The sequence below is a fragment of the Streptomyces sp. Tu6071 genome (assembly GCF_000213055.1).
GTDB classification, from domain to species: domain Bacteria; phylum Actinomycetota; class Actinomycetes; order Streptomycetales; family Streptomycetaceae; genus Streptomyces; species Streptomyces evansiae.
This window is the reverse complement of the sequence record NZ_CM001165.1, coordinates 5,379,640-5,396,011: the sequence shown is the minus strand read 5'-3', so window position 1 is coordinate 5,396,011 and position 16,372 is coordinate 5,379,640. Positions and strand designations below refer to the sequence as shown.

Below are 16,372 nucleotides of genomic sequence, written 5' to 3'. Positions count from 1 at the left end.
GCTCAGTCCACGAGGTCGCGCACCACCGCGTCGGCGAGCAGCCGCCCCCGCAGCGTGAGAACGGCCGCGCCCTTCGCGTACGCCCCGGGATCGAGGAGTCCGTCGCCCAGATGACGCGCCGCCGCCTCGCGACCCGCCGGGAGGAGGAGATCGAGGGGGCAGCCCTCGCTCAGCCGCAGCTCCAGGAGGATGCGCTCGACGCGGCGGTCCTCCTCGCCGAGGAGTTCGCGCCCCGCGCCCGGGGAGCGGCCCTCGGCGAGCGCGGCGGCGTAGGCGCCGGGGTGCTTCACGTTCCACCAGCGGACGCCGCCGACGTGGCTGTGCGCCCCCGGCCCCGCGCCCCACCAGTCGGCGCCGCGCCAGTACAGCTCGTTGTGCAGGCAGCGGGCCGGCTCGCTGGTCGCCCAGTTGGAGACCTCGTACCAGCTGAAACCGGCCTTCGCGAGGAGTTCGTCGGCGATGAGGTAGCGGTCGGCGTGCTCGTCGTCGTCGGTCATCGGGATCTCGCCGCGCCGGATGCGGCGGGCGAGGCCCGTGCCCTCCTCGACGATGAGGGCGTAGGCGGAGACGTGGTCGGGCCCCGCGCCGACCGCCGCTTCGAGCGAGGCGCGCCAGTCCGCGTCGCTCTCGCCGGGGGTGCCGTAGATGAGGTCGAGATTGACATGCGCGAACCCGGCCGCGCGCGCCTCGGCGACGCAGGCTTCGGGACGGCCCGGGGTGTGGTTGCGGTCGAGAACGCGCAGAACATGCGGCTTGGCGCTCTGCATCCCGAAGGAGATCCGGTTGAAGCCGCCCTCACGGAGGGTTTCGAGGTACGCGGGGTCGACGGACTCCGGGTTCGCCTCGGTCGTCACCTCGGCGTCGGGCGCGAGGCCGAACTCGTCGCGTACGGCGGCGAGCATCCGGACGAGGTCGGCGGCGGGCAGCAGCGTGGGCGTACCGCCGCCGAAGAAGACCGTACGGGCCGGCCGCGGGTCCTCGCCGAGGACCCGGCGCGCGAGGCGGATCTCCTGGGCGAGGGTGTCGGCGTAGTTGTCGCGCGAGGCGAGCACACCGCCGGTGCCGCGCAGCTCGCTCGCCGTGTACGTGTTGAAGTCGCAGTACCCGCAGCGGCTCGCGCAGTAGGGGACGTGCAGGTAGAAGCCGAGCGGGCGCCCGGCGGCCCCGTCCAGGGCCTGCGCCGGAAGCGCCCCGTTCTCGGGCACGGGCTCACCGTCGGGAAGTGCGGAAGGCATGGGGTCCATTGTCCCAGGCCCGGGCCGGTCACCGAGCGTGAGCCCCTAGGCGATCCACTCCCCGGGCCCCTCGCCCCGCCACTCGATGAATCCCTCATCGGCGGCGACGGCCCCCTCGGCGTCCTCCAGCCCCGCCCGCCGCAGGAACTCCACGAGGTCCGCGACCCCGTACGCCACCCCCAGCACCTGCCCGTCCACCTGCACGCGCCGCCCCCCGTCGCTCCCGGGAGGATGGACGACGACGGGCGCGGAGGAGGAGTTCATACGACGATCATGCAGCGAATCGTTTCCTCGCGCACGCGCGCCGACCCCCGAAGCAGCCAACCTCAGCCACGAAACCAGCGTCTTCGGCGTTCCGAGGCGCGGGGGCGGGAGCGGGGCGCGGCACGCGGGGCGCGGAGCGCGGCACGCCACAAGGACCGGCCCGGCAAGGGGGCATCCTCCGCGGGGAGGGCGCCCCCTCCCGTCACGCCTCCCGCGCTCCCGCGTACATCTCGTCCAGCAGGTACTCGTACTCCCGCTCCACCACCGGCCGCTTGATCTTGAGGCTCGGCGTCAGCTCCCCGTGCTCGATGTCGAGGTCCCTCGGCAGCAGCCGGAACTTCTTCACGGTCTCCCAGCGCTGCAGCCCCTCGTTCAGCTCCCGCACGTACCCGTCGACCATCTCGACGGTCTTCGCGTCGGCCACGATCTCCTCGTAGGGCTTGCCGTCGAGCCCGTTCTCCTTCGCCCAGGCGAGCAGCGCGTCCTCGTCGAGCGAGATGAGCGCGGAGCAGAAGTTCCGGTCGCCGCCGTGCACGAGGATGTTCGACACGTACGGACAGATCGCCTTGAACTGGCCCTCGACCTCGGCCGGGGCGATGTACTTGCCGCCGGAGGTCTTGATGATGTCCTTCTTGCGGTCGGTGATCCGCAGGTAGCCGTCCACGGACAGCTCGCCGATGTCGCCCGTGTGGAACCAGCCGTCCGGCTCCAGGACCTCGGCGGTCTTCTCGGGCAGCCCGTGGTAGCCGGCCATGATGCCGGGGCCGCGCAGCAGGATCTCGCCGTCCTCGGCGATCCGCACCTCGGTGCCGGGCAGCGGCTTGCCGACCGTGCCGGTGCGGTACGCCTCGCCCGGGTTCACGAAGGAGGCCGCGCTCGACTCCGTGAGCCCGTACCCCTCCAGGATGTGCACCCCGGCCCCGGCGAAGAAGAAACCGATCTCGGGGGCGAGCGCGGCCGATCCGGAGATCGCGGCGCGCAGCCTGCCGCCCATCGCCTCGCGGATCTTGCCGTAGACGAGGCGGTCGGCGACGGCGTGCTTCGTGCGCAGGCCGAAGGGGACGGTCGCGGTGCCGGTGCGGCGGAAGTTGTCCTGCGAGGTCTTCGCGTACTCGCGGGCGATCCCGGCGGCCCACTGGAAGATCTTGTACTTGGCGTCGCCGCCCTCGCGCGCCTTCGCGGCGACGCCGTTGTAGACCTTCTCGAAGATGCGGGGCACGGCGGCCATGTACGTGGGCCGGACCACGGGCAGGTTCACGATGATCTGGTCCACGCGGCCGTCGACGGCGGTGACGTGCCCGACCTCGATGTGCCCGGAGGTGAGCACCTTGCCGAAGACGTGCGCGAGCGGCAGCCACAGGTACTGGACGTCCTCCTCCAGGATCATCCCCGTCGCCTTGATCGCTTTGGCCATGTAGGACCAGCACTCGTGCGGCAGGCGTACGCCCTTGGGGCGGCCCGTCGTACCCGAGGTGTAGATCAGCGTCGCGAGCTGGTCCTTCGTGATCGCCTCGACGCGCTCCTTGATCGCCTCGGGGTGCGTCGCGAGGTGCTCCTCGCCGCGCTTCTCCAGGTCGGCGAGGGTGAGCAGCCAGCCGTCCGGGTCCGCGGCGTCCGCGGTGACGCCCTCCTCGTCGAGGACGACGACGTGGTGCAGCCCGGGAAGCTCGGCGCGGTTCTCCCGGACCTTCGCGAGCTGCGTCGCGTCCTCCACGAAGACCACGCGGCTGTCGGAGTCGGCAAGGATGAACGCCGACTCCGAGGTGTTCGTCGAGGGGTAGACGGTCGTGGTCGCGGCGCCCGCGCACATGATGCCGAGGTCGACGAGAATCCACTCGACACGGGTCGCGGAGGCGAGCGCGACGCGCTGCTCGGGCTCGATGCCGAGGCCGATGAGTCCGGCCGCGATCCGCTCGACGCGCTCGGCGGCCTGCGCCCAGGTCAGCGAGGCCCAGTCGGACGGCCCCTCGCCGGAGGCGGGCGGCACCGGGTAGCGATACGCCTCCGCGTCCGGGGTCGCGGCGACGCGCTCCAGGAAGAGGTGCGCCACGGAGGGCGGACGGTTCTCGATCATGGTCTGTGTGTCGCTCACGACATCCTCCGGGCCCGCGACTCTGCGTGCGACTGGTAGTGAATGGTTCGAGACGTGTGCTGAGCGTTCCTGCGCGTTGTTTAACTGGTGAGTAACTAAGGGACGGTGATCAGAGTAGAACGAGCCTGGCCTGCGCGTAAGGGCCTGACACCCGCTCTGTTCACGACATCCGCCCCTCACGCCCCTTCCGCCCCGGCTCCGCTTCGGGTACGGGGGCTCCCCGTACGGGGCCTCCGGCACGCGGCCGGCAAGCGCGCCCGCAGGGGCCGGGGACCCGTGCAGGTCGGGGGCCTCTGCAGGCCGGAGACTCCCGCAGGCCGGGGACCCCTGCAGGCCGCGGCGGTCCGCGTACGCGTCGGGGACGCCGCGTACGACAACGGGCCCCGCGCCGCAAGGCGTACGGGGCCCGTCGGGCCGGAACCGGTTCGGCGACCGCCCCGATGGGGGCGGTCGCGCGCGGTTACTTCTTCTTGCCGCTCGGCTCGTCGCTGGAGAGGACGGCGATGAAGGCTTCCTGCGGAACCTCCACGGACCCCACCATCTTCATGCGCTTCTTCCCCTCCTTCTGCTTCTCCAGGAGCTTCCGCTTGCGGGAGATGTCGCCGCCGTAGCACTTGGCGAGGACGTCCTTGCGGATCGCGCGGATCGTCTCGCGCGCGATGACGCGGGAGCCGATCGCGGCCTGCACCGGGACCTCGAACGCCTGGCGCGGGATGAGCTCGCGGAGCTTGGCGACGAGCCGCACCCCGTAGGCGTACGCGGCGTCGCGGTGGGTGATCGCCGAGAAGGCGTCCACCTTGTCGCCGTGCAGGAGGATGTCGACCTTGACGAGCTGCGCGGTCTGCTCGCCCGTGGGCTCGTAGTCGAGCGAGGCGTAGCCGCGCGTCTTGGACTTGAGCTGGTCGAAGAAGTCGAAGACGATCTCGGCGAGCGGCAGCGTGTAGCGAATCTCGACGCGGTCCTCGGAGAGGTAGTCCATCCCGAGGAGGACACCGCGCCGGCTCTGGCACAGCTCCATGATCGAGCCGATGAACTCGCTCGGCGCGAGGATCGTGGCGCGCACGACCGGCTCGTAGACCTCGTCGATCTTCCCCTCGGGGAACTCGCTCGGGTTCGTGACGGTGTGCTCGGTGCGGTCCTCCATGATCACGCGGTAGACCACGTTGGGCGCGGTCGCGATCAGGTCGAGACCGAATTCGCGCTCAAGCCGCTCACGGATGACGTCGAGGTGGAGGAGCCCGAGGAAGCCGACGCGGAAGCCGAAGCCGAGGGCGGCGGAGGTCTCGGGCTCGTAGACGAGCGCGGCGTCGTTGAGTTGGAGCTTGTCGAGCGCGTCGCGCAGCTCGGGGTAGTCCGAGCCGTCGAGCGGATAGAGGCCCGAGAACACCATGGGCTTCGGGTCCTTGTAGCCCCCGAGCGCCTCCTCGGCACCCTTGGACTGGCTGGTGATCGTGTCACCGACCTTGGACTGACGGACATCCTTCACGCCCGTGATCAGGTACCCGACCTCGCCGACGCCGAGCCCGTCCGCCGCGAGCATCTCGGGCGAGTTCGTACCGATTTCGAGCAGCTCATGGGTCGCGCCGGTCGACATCATGCGGATGCGCTCGCGCTTGTTCAGCTGACCGTCCACGACACGTACGTACGTGACGACGCCGCGGTACGAGTCGTACACCGAGTCGAAGATCATCGCGCGGGCCGGGGCGTCCTTGACGCCGACCGGGGCCGGGATCTGCGCGACGACCTGGTCGAGCAGCGCCTCCACGCCCACGCCGGTCTTCGCGGAGACCTTGAGCACGTCCTCGGGCTGGCAGCCGATGAGATTCGCCAGCTCCTCCGAGAACTTCTCGGGCTGCGCGGCCGGGAGGTCGATCTTGTTGAGGACCGGGATGATCGTGAGGTCGTTCTCCATCGCCAGGTAGAGGTTGGCGAGGGTCTGCGCCTCGATGCCCTGGGCCGCGTCGACGAGGAGGACCGTGCCCTCGCAGGCGGCGAGCGAGCGCGAGACCTCGTAGGTGAAGTCGACGTGACCGGGGGTGTCGATCATGTTGAGGATGTGGGTGCTGCCCTGCCCCTCGCCCTCGGTGGGGGCCCAGGGCAGCCGCACGGCCTGCGACTTGATCGTGATGCCGCGCTCCCGCTCGATGTCCATGCGGTCGAGGTACTGGGCGCGCATCTGCCGCTGCTCCACCACCCCGGTCAGCTGGAGCATCCGGTCGGCGAGCGTGGACTTGCCGTGGTCGATGTGCGCGATGATGCAGAAATTCCTGATCAGCGCCGGGTCGGTACGGCTCGGCTCGGGCACATGGAGAGGGGTCGCGGGCACGCGGGGTCCTGATTCTTGAGGCGTCCGGCACGGAGCGGCCGGCCGCCTCTGGCTCGGGCTTCGGGCAGTCGGTCGGATATGTAAGGACCCATCGTCCCATGCGCGACGGGCGACAGGCGGTTTGGGCCGCTCAGGGAGCGGCTGCTAGCCTGGTGCACTGTGTGTCTCCCAGCCCTCTCAGGTTCGGGGACACGCGCACTCAACCGAAACATTCGCGCGGTTCCGGCCGCGCGCTTGCAGCTGAAAAGGCTCTTTCGTGGCGAACATCAAGTCCCAGATCAAGCGGAACAAGACGAACGAGAAGGCGCGCCTGCGCAACAAGGCCGTCAAGTCCTCGCTCAAGACCGCGGTCCGCAAGGCCCGCGAGGCCGCTGCCGCCGGTGACGTCGAGAAGGCCCAGGAGCTGACGCGTGTCGCCACGCGCAAGCTCGACAAGGCCGTCTCCTCCGGCGTCATCCACAAGAACCAGGCCGCCAACAAGAAGTCGGCGCTTGCTTCGAAGGCCGCCTCCCTCCAGGGCTGAGCCTCCTCCGCCTTCCGGCACCGACCGTCGTCCCCGGGACGGCGGGGACCCAGCGGGCCCTCTCTACCGCTCCCCGTCCCGTCCCGACAGATCCCGTATGCGGCCTAGCGTTCGCCACGCGGGTGCGGGATCGCGCCGGCCCACCGCCGCCGAAGGCACACAGGACTCGACCGAGAACCCCGCCACCGTCCTTGCGACGGGGCGGGGTTCTCGGCGTCAGCGGCAGCCTCACCACGGGGGTACGGGCATGGCGAACCGCTGGGTCGGGGTGACCGTCGACTGCCTCGACGTCGAGCGCGTCGCGGCCTTTTGGAGCGCGCTCCTCGACCGGCCCCGGGGCCCTCGATGCCCGGCTGGATCTACCTGGGCCACGTCGGCGACGCACAGCCCCGCCTCGTCTTCCAGCCCGTGCCGGAAACACGGCGGGACAAGGTTTGCCCGCACCTCGATGTCGCGGTGGACGACATCACCACGGGCATCACCCAGGTCTCGCCCTCGGCGGCGGGGAGACGGGCGAGCGCCACGAGTAGGCGGAAGGGGTCGTCGTGATCATGACGGACCCCGAGCGACACGAGTTCTGCTTGTCGCAGTTCTACTGGGGGCCCGCTGCTTGGGTACCGGGACGGCGTTCCGAAGGGCGAGGGCTGTACGGGGCGGGGGGCTGTATGGGGCGCGGTGGGGCGGGGCGGCGCTCCGAACGGCGGGGGCTGTACGGGGCGAGGGCGGGGCGGAGCCACGGCGGGCCGGGCGGCAGCGCGGCGGGGTGGGCGGCAGCACGGCGGGGTGGGCTGCGCGGAGCCGGGGACGGGTCAGCGGGGCCGGGACGGGGCGAGCGGGGCCAAGGCGGGAGCACGGTGGACCGGCACGCGAGCCCGGCGGGCCCGCCCCGCAGCCCGGCGGGCCGGAGCCCGCTCTCAGCGGGAGCGGGCCGCGCGGGCGACGGTCACGATGGCCTTCTCCAGGGCGTACTCCGGGTCGTCGCCGCCACCCTTGACTCCCGCGTCGGCCTCGGCGACGGCACGGAGGGCGATCGAGACGCCGTCCGGGGTCCAGCCACGCATCTGCTGCCGCACCCGGTCGATCTTCCACGGTGGCATGCCCAGCTCGCGGGCCAGGTCGGCGGGCCGCCCGCCCCGCGCCGAGGAGAGCTTGCCGATGGCCCGTACGCCCTGCGCGAGCGCGCTCGTGATCATGACGGGCGCGACGCCCGTGGAGAGCGACCAGCGCAGCGCCTCCAGCGCCTCGGCGGCCCGGCCCTCCACGGCCCGGTCGGCGACCGTGAAGCTCGACGTCTCCGCGCGGCCGGTGTAGTAGCGCCCGACGATCGCCTCGTCGATCGTGCCCTCGACGTCCGCGGTGAGCTGCGAGACCGCCGCGGCCAGCTCGCGCAGATCGCTGCCGATCGCATCCACGAGCGTCTGGCACGCCTCGGGCGTCGCCGAACGCCCCGTCGTACGGAACTCGTTCCGCACGAAGGCCAGCCGGTCGGCCGGCTTCGTCATCTTCGGGCAGGGGACCTCGCGCGCCCCGGCCTTGCGGGCCGCGTCGAGCAGCCCCTTCCCCTTGGCCCCGCCCGCGTGGCACAGGACGAGCGCGACCTCGTCCACGGGCGCGGGCAGATAGCCCTTGACCTCCTTGACCGCGTCGGCGGAGAGGTCCTGCGCGTTCCGCACGACGAGGACCTTGCGCTCCGCGAAGAGCGAGGGGCTCGTCAGCTCGGCGAGCCCGCCGGGCTGGAGCTGCTCGGGCGTGAGTTCGCGCACATCGGTGTCAGCGTCGGCCGCCCGCGCGGCGAGCACCACCTGCCGCACCGCGCGGTCGATCAGCAGCTCCTCCTGCCCCACGGCGAGCGTGAGCGGAGCGAGCGGGTCGTCGTCAGCGTTTTTCCTGGCCATCACCGGCAAGCATCCCACGCGCCACCGACAACGGTCCCGGCCCGCCGCCCCCCGCCCGCCGGGGTCTCTCGCACCGGCCGCCGCGACGTCCCGTGCCCGCTGTCAGGGCGTCTCGTGCCAGCCGTCCCACTCGCTCGCGAACTCGTCCAGTTCCCCGGCGCTGAACTCCCCGGCCTCTTCGGAGAGCACGATCAGCCACTGCGCGTCCTCGGCGTCGTCCTCGCCGGCCAGGGCCTCGCGGACGATCTCCGGCTCGGCCCCCAGCTCGTAGCGGCGGGCCAGTTCCTCGGCCGCCTCCTCGGCGGCGTCGCGGTCGGGCAGCACCAGCACGTGCGCCACGTTCAGGTCGTTCTCGTCGTTCACGCGGAGATCCTGCCGTATGCGCCAAACCGTCCCGACCACGGGGTCCGCCGCCGGGCCCGGAGGCTCAGCCCTGTTTGGGGACGACCTGGACGTCCAGTTCGATGGTGATGCTCGGGCCGACCACGGCGATCCCGCGCGCGAGCATGGTCTGCCAGCTCACGGTGTAGTCGTCGCGGTGCAGCTCGGTCGTCGCCCGGCACGCCGCCCGCTGCTCGCCCTCCATGCCGTTGCCCTGGCCGAGGTAGTCGACGTCGAGCGTGACCGTACGCGTCACCCCGTGGAGTGACAGCGCCCCGGTGACACCCCAGCGGTTCCCGCCCCGGTGCGTGAACCGTTCGCTGTAGAACTCCAGCGTCGGGTACGCCCCCACGTCGAGGAAGTCAGAGGAGCGCAGGTGGTCGTCCCGCATCTGCACGTTCGTGTCGATCGAGGCCGCGTCGATCAGCACGTGCATCGCGAAGTCCTCGATCCGCTCGCCGATCCGCACGACCCCGGCGAAGGTGTTGAACCTCCCGTGCACCCGGGCGAGCCCGATGTGCCGAGCGGTGAACGCGATCGACGAGTGCGTCGGGTCGATCTCCCAGTCCCCCGGCCCCGGCAGCGCGGGCGGCGCCGCCACCTGGAGGGTGAGCGCCCCGAGGTCGGTGTGCTCCCCGTCCCGGACGAGGACGTCGCCCCGGTGCGGCGTGTACCCCTCGCTCCCGATCGCGAGCCGGTACTCGCCCTCCCGGACCGAGACCACGAAGGAACCGAAGGGATCGGCCTCAGCGGTGGCGACTTTCCGTCCCCGCTCGTCGGTGAGCGAGCACTCCGCCCCGGCGAGCGGCTCACCCACCGGATCAAGCACCCGGCAGCTGAACAGCCCGGCTCCGTCCGGGAGAACCGCCTCCGCGAGCGCCGTTCTCCCCCGCCCGCCACTCACACGGTTCTTCGTCCCCAGGCCGAACATCTACCGGACACCCCTGCTTTTCGTGATCGATTTTGAGCCTTCAGGCTTAAACATTCGACCACTGCTGAGGCTTTCGAGGCAACACGGGACCACATCGCAGGAATGCCGGAGACCCCCCAAGCTCCCCCGTTTGACCTGAATTTGACATTCCGGTTGTCGTTCCCCCAGCTCACTTCCGTTACGCGAGGTAAGCACGGCCTCCCTCTCAAGCGAATCCCCCGTTACTCATGAGCACCTGCCCGCTGACCCACTGCCCGCGCGGCGCACACAGGAAGTCCGCGAGGTGCGCCGTGTCGTCCGGAGTACCGAGCCGCCCGAGCGGCGTCGCCGCCCGCACGTGCTCCCATGTCTCCCCCGGCATCCACCCGTGTCGACCGGCCCCGGATTGACCACGTTCGCCGTGACGCCGAGCCCGGCCAGCTCCCGCGCCGCCGCGAGCGTGATCCTGTCCAGCGCCCCTTTGCTCGCTCCGTACGGCAGATTGCCCGCCGTGTCGTCGCTCGTGAGCGCCACGATCCGCCCGCTTCCGTGCGGGCCCCTGAAGCGCTGCCCGAACTCCCTCACCATCAGCCGGCTTCCCCGCGCGTTCACCGCGAAATGCCGGTCGAACCTTTCCACCGTCGTGTCGAGCAGCCCCGAGTCGACCGATTCGCAGTGGCACAGCACCAACGCCGTCACCACGCCGAGCCGGCTCTCCGCCTCCGCGAAGACCCGCTCCGGCGTCCGCGAGGTCCGCGAGGTCCGCGAGGTCCGCCTCGATCCCCGCGCACGCCGCCCCGCTCTCCACGAGTTCCGTCCGGATCGCCTCGCTCGCCCCTTCCTCCTCACCCCACTCCATCCGCGCGTCGCACGCGTTCCAGCGGGTGAACGCGTGTCCCACCCCGAGACCGCCAGCCGCCGCACCACCCCGGCCCCGATCCCGGCCGTGCGCCCCACCCCGGTCACCAGCGCGACAGGCCGCCCACCGGAAGCGTCCCGTACCTCTCCCTTCGCAGTCATCCCCCCATGCTTGGCTCCCCCCGCTCCCGCCTTTCACCCCTTTTCCGTTCCACGGTGCTCCCCGCACCGCGCCGACCCGCAGACGCTCCCCGCACCGCGCCGACCCGCGGACTCTCCGCGCGCGGCCCTCACCGCTCGCTGACGACCCCCAGCCGTACCGCCCCCTCCCCTTCGCCGTCCCGCCCTGCCGAGGGGCCTCCCGTTACCGCCAAGTCCCCACGCTGATCGGTCCGTTCGACAAGCGCACCCGTAGCGCGCAGGGCGTCGAGGGTACGAGGGGCCGGGTGCCCGTAGCCGTTGTCGGCTCCGACCGAGACCAGCGCGACCCGGGGCGCCACCCGCCGTACCCACTCCCCCTCCTGGTACGCCGAACCGTGGTGCGGCACCTTGAGCACGTCGACGTGCGGGGCCCCACCCGGTCGCCGCAGCAACTCCCGCTGCACAGCGGGCTCCACGTCCCCGGCGAGCAACAGCCTCACCCCGCCCGTCCGCACCGACAGCACGAGACTCGCGTCATTGGGCCCGTCGTCGCCGACCGGCCCGCCGCCCGCGGGCGGCCACACCACCTCCCAGCTCACCCCGCCGACCTTTCGCCGCTCGCCCGCCGCCGCGGTGAGCACCGGCACCTCGTGCTCCGCCGCGGTACGCCGCACCGCGGCTGCCTGACCCGCCGGTTCCGCGAGGGCCGTCGTCTGCACGGCCCCGACCGCCCGGCCCCGCAGAACCCCTTCCAGCCCCGCCACGTGGTCCGCGTGGAAATGGCTCAGCAGCACGAGCGGCACGCGTCGCACCGCGAGCCGGTCGAGGCACCCGGCCACCCGGTCCGGATCGGGCCCCGCGTCGACCACCACCGCTGTCCCCGCCCCGGCGGCGAGGACGGTCGCGTCCCCCTGCCCCACGTCGCACATGACGAACCGCCAACCGGTCGGCGGCCAGGCCCCCAGCACGCGCGTCACCGGCACCGGCCGCACCACGGCAAGCACCAGGAGGAGCACGCACCCGCACACCAGCCACCGCGAGCGCAGCACCATCCTGCCGAGCGGTACGAGCACCAGCACCGCCCCCGCGAGCAACCCGGCCCCCGCCCAGCCGCCCGGCCACGCGATCCCCGACCCCGGCAGAGCGGCACCCGCGCGCGCCACCCCCGCCACCCACCGCACCGGCCACCCCGCGCACCAGGCCAGCGCCTGGGCCGGAGCCTGTCCCAGCGGCGCGAGCACGAGCGCGCCGAAGCCGAGCACCGTCGCCGGGGCCACGAGAGGCCCCGCCAACAGGTTGCACGGCACGGCGACCAGGCTCACCCGCTCCGAGAGCAGCACCACCACCGGAGCGCACACCGCCTGCGCCGCGGCCGCGGCCGCGAGCCCCTCCGCGAGCCGCGGCGACAGCCCGCGCCGCCGCAGTGCCGCGCTCCATGACGGCGCCACCATCAGCAGGGCACCCGTCGCGAGAACCGAGAGGACGAAGCCGTAACTCCTCGCCAGCCACGGCTCCCACAGCACCAGCACGAGGACCACCGCCGCGAGCGCCGGCACCATCGACCTGCGCCGCCCGGTCGCGAGCGCCACCAGCGCCACGGTTCCGCACCCCGCCGCCCGCACCACGCTCGGCTCGGCCCCGCACACGACCACGAACCCGGCGCACAGCACGCCCCCTGCCACCGCCGTCCCCCGCAGCGACAGACCGAGCCTGGGCGCGAGCCCGCCCCGTTCCGCCAGCGCCGCCCGTCCCGGTGGTCCGAGGAGCAGCGCGAGCAGGACCGCGAAGTTCCCCCCGCTGACCGCCAGGAGGTGGGTCAAGTCCGTCGCCTGGAAGACCCGTTCGAGTTCGGGTGTCAACCCGGAGGTGTCGCCCACGACGAGGCCGGGCAACAGAGCCCGCGCGTCCGGGTGCAGCGGCGCCACCGCCCCGCGCAAGCCGTCGCGCAACTCCCCGGCGAGCCGCTGCGCCCGAGACGGCCGTCCCGCCACGACGGGCCCCGCCTCGCCGTGCACCCGCGCCACCGCGGCCGCCCGTTGCCCGCGCGCCCACGGGGAGCTCCACCGGAAACGGGCCCGCACCCGCGTCGTCGGGAGCAACCGCAGCCACTCCCGTGCCCTCTTCTCCCGCCCCGGCTCCATGACGCCGTCCACCACCACGAGCACCGGCGTCCGCACCCGGACCACCCGCCCGCCCCTCACCTCGATCTCCCGCACCTCCCCTTCCCACAGCAGTTGCCCCGGCAGTTCCCTGCCTCCCCGCACCGCCGAAGGCCGCGCCCGGGGCTGCGCCGTCACCTCGACGACCGCCTCCGTCACCGCGCCTTCCCGCACCAGCCCCGGCACGGGCCCCCGCTCGATGTCGGCCCTTCCCACAGCCGCCGACGCCGCCCCCGCACCCGCACACACCAGCAGGGCCGCCACCACCCAGCGCCGCCCAGCGCCACCGTGTCCCGTCCGCCGCCTCCTTCCCACCCTCCCGCCGAGCAGCAGCGCCCCGCCGAACACCCCGCACACACCCGCGATCCAGACCCCGGCGCGAGCCGACAGCCCCAGCACGAGGGCAGCCGCGCCCCAAGCCCCCAGCGCGGGCAGCACGAGCCGCAGATCCACACCCTCCGGCCGGTCCGCGTCCTTGTCCGGGGGATTGGACGACGCCTGACGGGAAGGCTCCTCCCCGGACGCAGACGCGCATGCCCGCCTGTTCCGCCCGGCCCTCGCCGCTCCTCCCGCGACGGCCTCCTCCCGCCGCCGCTGCTCCACCCCGTTCACAGCCGCACGTACTCCCGTAGTTCGGCGAATCGTCGTTCCCCGATACCGGTCACCTCGCGCAACTCGTCCAGCGAGCCGAACCCGCCGTGCGCGACGCGGTGATCGAGGATGCGCTGGGCCAGGACCGGACCGACTCCGGGGAGTCCGTCGAGCTGATCCAGCGAGGCCGCGTTGAGCGACACGGGCGTCACCGGAGCCGCGCCCGCTCCGGACGGAGTCGCGCCCGTATGCGCAGCGCCCGAGGCCGACGCCTGGCCCGGCGTCGTCCCCGTACCGGCTGCGGCGGCGAAGCCCCCGGGCGGCGGGGAGCCGACCCAGACCAGCTCACCGTCGACCAACGGGCGGGCACGGTTGAGCCCTTGGAGATCCGCACCCTTCCGAATCCCTCCGGCCGCCCGCAGCGCGTCCTCGACGCGCGAGCCCGGGGCCAGCCTCCGCACCCCTGGCTCCCGCACCTCCCCGCCGACATCCACGACCAGCGCGCCGTGCGCCGCACCGGGAGCGAGGCCGGCACCCCCGCCACCTTCCGCGCCGCCGCCCTCGCCCGTACCAGCGCTCCCTTCCGCTCGGGAACCGGAAGGCACGGCCTTCGCCTGTGCCGCCTCCACCGATGTCTTCTCGACCGACGCCGCGCGCTCGGCCGCGGGCACGGCGACCGGCTGCGGACGCGAGGACCACCAGTGCTGTCCCGCGAAACCGAGGAGGCCGAGCAGCACGACGGCCAGCGCCAGCACTCCTCGCCGTTCGAGCGCGAAGCGCGACCTCAGCCACAACGGAAGGTGATCGGCGACCGCGCTCAACCCCCGCCTGAACGGCGTGGCGACGTTGGGAGTTTCGGTGCCCGGCGCCCCGCGCGGGGGCGCCTTTCCCGCGTGCCGGGCCCACGGCGCTCTCCCGTCGCCCGCGTACGTCGGTCCGGAAGCCATGAGCGCGAGCGCCGCATTGATGTCTGTGCGTCGTTCCATGTCACCGAACGTAATCGACGCCTACGTCACCACTCGCCTCACGAGTGGAATCTGTGGATAACTTCGCGAAACCCGATATTCCTCTCACTCAAGAGAGTGATGAGAGTGCCAGCGAAGAGGGCCCGGAGACCAACTGCCCTGTGGATAACTACCGCTGACCCCGCCGCGCGGGAAGACAGCCCAGCGGCAGAACCGCCCACCGTCAGAACCACTCGGCGGGAAGAGCCGTTCAGCGGGGAGAGACCACGACCCCCAGGAGCCCCGGCCCGGTGTGCGCGCCGATCACCGCGCCCACCTCGCTGACGTACAGCGACGCCACCCCCGGCAGGCGGGCACGCAGCCGCTCGACGAGGGCCTCCGCACGGTCGGCGGCGTCGAGGTGGTGGACGGCGAGATCCACCTGCCCCGCACCCGCCCGCTCCGCCACGAGTTCTTCCAGTCGGGCGACGGCCTTGGTCGTGGTGCGGACCTTTTCCAGCGGCTCGATGCGGCCCCCGGTCAGCTGGAGCAGCGGCTTCACCGCGAGAGCGGAGCCGAGGAGCGCCTGCGCGGTCCCGATCCGGCCGCCGCGCCGCAGGTGGTCGAGGGTGTCGAGGCAGAAGTACGCCGAGGTCCCGGCGGCACGTTTCTCCGCCGCCGCCACGATCTCCTCGGCCGTACCGCCCGCCTCCGCCTGCTCGACGGCACTGAGCGCGCAGAAGCCGAGCGCCATGGCCACCGCGCCGGTGTCGACGACGTGCACGGGCACCGCGGCGTCCCGGCCCGCGAGGGCGGCGGCGTCGTACGTCCCGGACAGCTCCGCGGACAGGTGCAGCGAGACGATCGTGGACGCGCCCTCCTCCGCGAGCCGGCGATAGGTGCGCGCGAATGCCTCGGGGCTGGGTCGTGACGTCGTCACGGGGCGGTGTTTGCGCAGGGCCTGGGCGAGCGCCCCGGGCGAGATCTCCGTGCCCTCCTCGTACGCGCTGCCGTCGAGCACGACGGTCAGGGGTACGGAGGTGATGCCGTGTCGCGCGCTTGTCCCGGGCGGCAGGTAGGCCGTGGAATCAGTGACGATCGCGACATGGCGTGACATGGCTCGGAGGTTACCTGGCCCGCACAGCGCCCGGCAGCCCGCCCCCGCCGGAGCAGGAGGAGCGAGGGGAGCGACAGGGTCCGTGAGGGGGATGACAGGCGCGGGAGGCGGGGCGGGGCCGGCTGCCTGTCACTCCGGGCGGGGCTGCTCCTGCGGCTTCTTGAGCAGGCGTTCCCAGGGATGTGGTGCGGGCCGCGCCTGGTCGAGCGGGGGTGGGGACTGCCCGGGGGCCGGCGCGGGACCGTCGTCCCAGCGCTGCGCCACCGTGTCGGCGTCCGGCCCTGTCGGCGCGGCCGGCCAGGGCTGCGGGGCGGGTTCGGGGCCCTCGGCGGGCGCCCAGTGGCGCAAAGCCCCGGTCTCCATGTCGATCTGCCGGCTCAGCTCGTCCAGCTCGTCGTCCGCGTCGTGGTGCGCGCGATCCCTGAGGGCGTGGCGCAGGCCGTCCGCCGCTCCCACGATCTTCCGGGTACGGTCGCGGAGCGCGGGCAGTTCGGCGGCGAGCCCCGCGCGGTCCGGGTCGCTCTCCAGGCGTCGCAGCTCGTCGTCCAGCGCGTGGCCGTGCACGCTCAGGCGGCGGAAGAGGTCGCGGGACTCGGTGAGGCCGCCGTCGTCGCCCGCTCGCGCGGCGAGGGATTCCTGCGTCGCCCGCATCGAGGAGCGCAGGGAGAGCCGAAGCCCGGCGATCTCCCCGTGCGGACCCGGGCGCGTGTAGGAGCGCGCCTTGAGCGTGGAGTCCTCGACCGCCCTGCGGGCCTGGTTCACCGTACGGTCCACGCCGCGCTTGGCCGCGCCCACCACCTTGACCGTCACGTAGGCACCAGTGGCGACGAACAGCACGAAGATCAACGCAAGGACGATGAGCACGGCCGACATCGGGTCCCCTTCCACCGGTGGTCGCGGTACTTCTCCAAGGTAAACGGCGAAGGGTGGATCAGG

General features: G+C 72.6%; 13 protein-coding genes and 1 pseudogene. 2 read left to right on the top strand and 12 right to left on the bottom strand.

All coding sequences use genetic code 11. The features are described from left to right. Window positions 1-2: 2 nt before the first annotated feature. From hemW to lepA, 4 genes are all read right to left on the bottom strand, one after another. On the bottom strand, window positions 3-1,235 hold the full coding sequence (hemW, locus tag STTU_RS22580) for a radical SAM family heme chaperone HemW (RefSeq protein WP_007827166.1): 1,233 nt from the start codon (window positions 1,233-1,235) through the stop codon (window positions 3-5). Between the two features lie 45 nt (window positions 1,236-1,280). After that, window positions 1,281-1,499, bottom strand: a complete 219-nt coding sequence (locus STTU_RS22575; protein WP_007827165.1) for a hypothetical protein — start codon at window positions 1,497-1,499, stop codon at window positions 1,281-1,283. Window positions 1,500-1,701: 202 nt separating this feature from the next. Beyond that, window positions 1,702-3,591 (bottom strand): AMP-dependent synthetase/ligase, encoded by a 1,890-nt coding sequence (locus STTU_RS22570; protein ID WP_043256018.1) that lies wholly within the window; start codon window positions 3,589-3,591, stop codon window positions 1,702-1,704. Window positions 3,592-4,051: 460 nt separating this feature from the next. Continuing rightward, on the bottom strand, window positions 4,052-5,917 hold the full coding sequence (gene lepA / locus STTU_RS22565; RefSeq protein ID WP_009065207.1) for a translation elongation factor 4: 1,866 nt from the start codon (window positions 5,915-5,917) through the stop codon (window positions 4,052-4,054). Window positions 5,918-6,173: 256 nt separating this feature from the next. Between lepA and rpsT the strand changes: the two genes are divergently transcribed. Beyond that, window positions 6,174-6,440 (top strand): 30S ribosomal protein S20, encoded by a 267-nt coding sequence (gene rpsT / locus STTU_RS22560; RefSeq protein ID WP_007827162.1) that lies wholly within the window; start codon window positions 6,174-6,176, stop codon window positions 6,438-6,440. 345 nt (window positions 6,441-6,785) lie between these two features. Then, a complete protein-coding gene (locus STTU_RS36105) occupies window positions 6,786-6,989 on the top strand; it encodes a hypothetical protein (protein WP_324607898.1) in 204 nt (67 codons plus the stop codon). 365 nt (window positions 6,990-7,354) lie between these two features. Here the strand turns inward: STTU_RS36105 and holA are convergent, their stop codons facing one another. The 8 genes and pseudogenes from holA to STTU_RS22515 form a co-directional block, all read right to left on the bottom strand. Then, the gene (holA, locus tag STTU_RS22550; protein WP_007827159.1) at window positions 7,355-8,335 is read right to left on the bottom strand and encodes a DNA polymerase III subunit delta; all 981 of its coding nucleotides are present in this window, start codon (window positions 8,333-8,335) and stop codon (window positions 7,355-7,357) included. 102 nt (window positions 8,336-8,437) lie between these two features. Further along, on the bottom strand, window positions 8,438-8,698 hold the full coding sequence (locus STTU_RS22545; RefSeq protein WP_007827157.1) for a hypothetical protein: 261 nt from the start codon (window positions 8,696-8,698) through the stop codon (window positions 8,438-8,440). 64 nt (window positions 8,699-8,762) lie between these two features. Continuing rightward, complete coding sequence (locus STTU_RS22540; protein WP_007827155.1) at window positions 8,763-9,647, bottom strand: YceI family protein; 885 nt, start codon at window positions 9,645-9,647, stop codon at window positions 8,763-8,765. Between the two features lie 205 nt (window positions 9,648-9,852). Further along, window positions 9,853-10,646 (bottom strand): annotated as a pseudogene (locus tag STTU_RS22535) (SDR family oxidoreductase). 128 nt (window positions 10,647-10,774) lie between these two features. After that, on the bottom strand, window positions 10,775-13,237 hold the full coding sequence (locus tag STTU_RS22530) for a ComEC/Rec2 family competence protein (protein WP_007827144.1): 2,463 nt from the start codon (window positions 13,235-13,237) through the stop codon (window positions 10,775-10,777). A gap of 155 nt (window positions 13,238-13,392) precedes the next feature. Next, entirely contained in the window at window positions 13,393-14,361 is a 969-nt protein-coding gene (locus tag STTU_RS22525; RefSeq protein WP_007827143.1) for a helix-hairpin-helix domain-containing protein, read from the bottom strand. A gap of 229 nt (window positions 14,362-14,590) precedes the next feature. Next, entirely contained in the window at window positions 14,591-15,436 is an 846-nt protein-coding gene (locus STTU_RS22520) for a DegV family protein (protein ID WP_007827142.1), read from the bottom strand. A 129-nt stretch (window positions 15,437-15,565) separates the two neighbouring features. Next, window positions 15,566-16,309 (bottom strand): hypothetical protein, encoded by a 744-nt coding sequence (locus tag STTU_RS22515; protein ID WP_007827141.1) that lies wholly within the window; start codon window positions 16,307-16,309, stop codon window positions 15,566-15,568. Window positions 16,310-16,372: the final 63 nt, after the last annotated feature.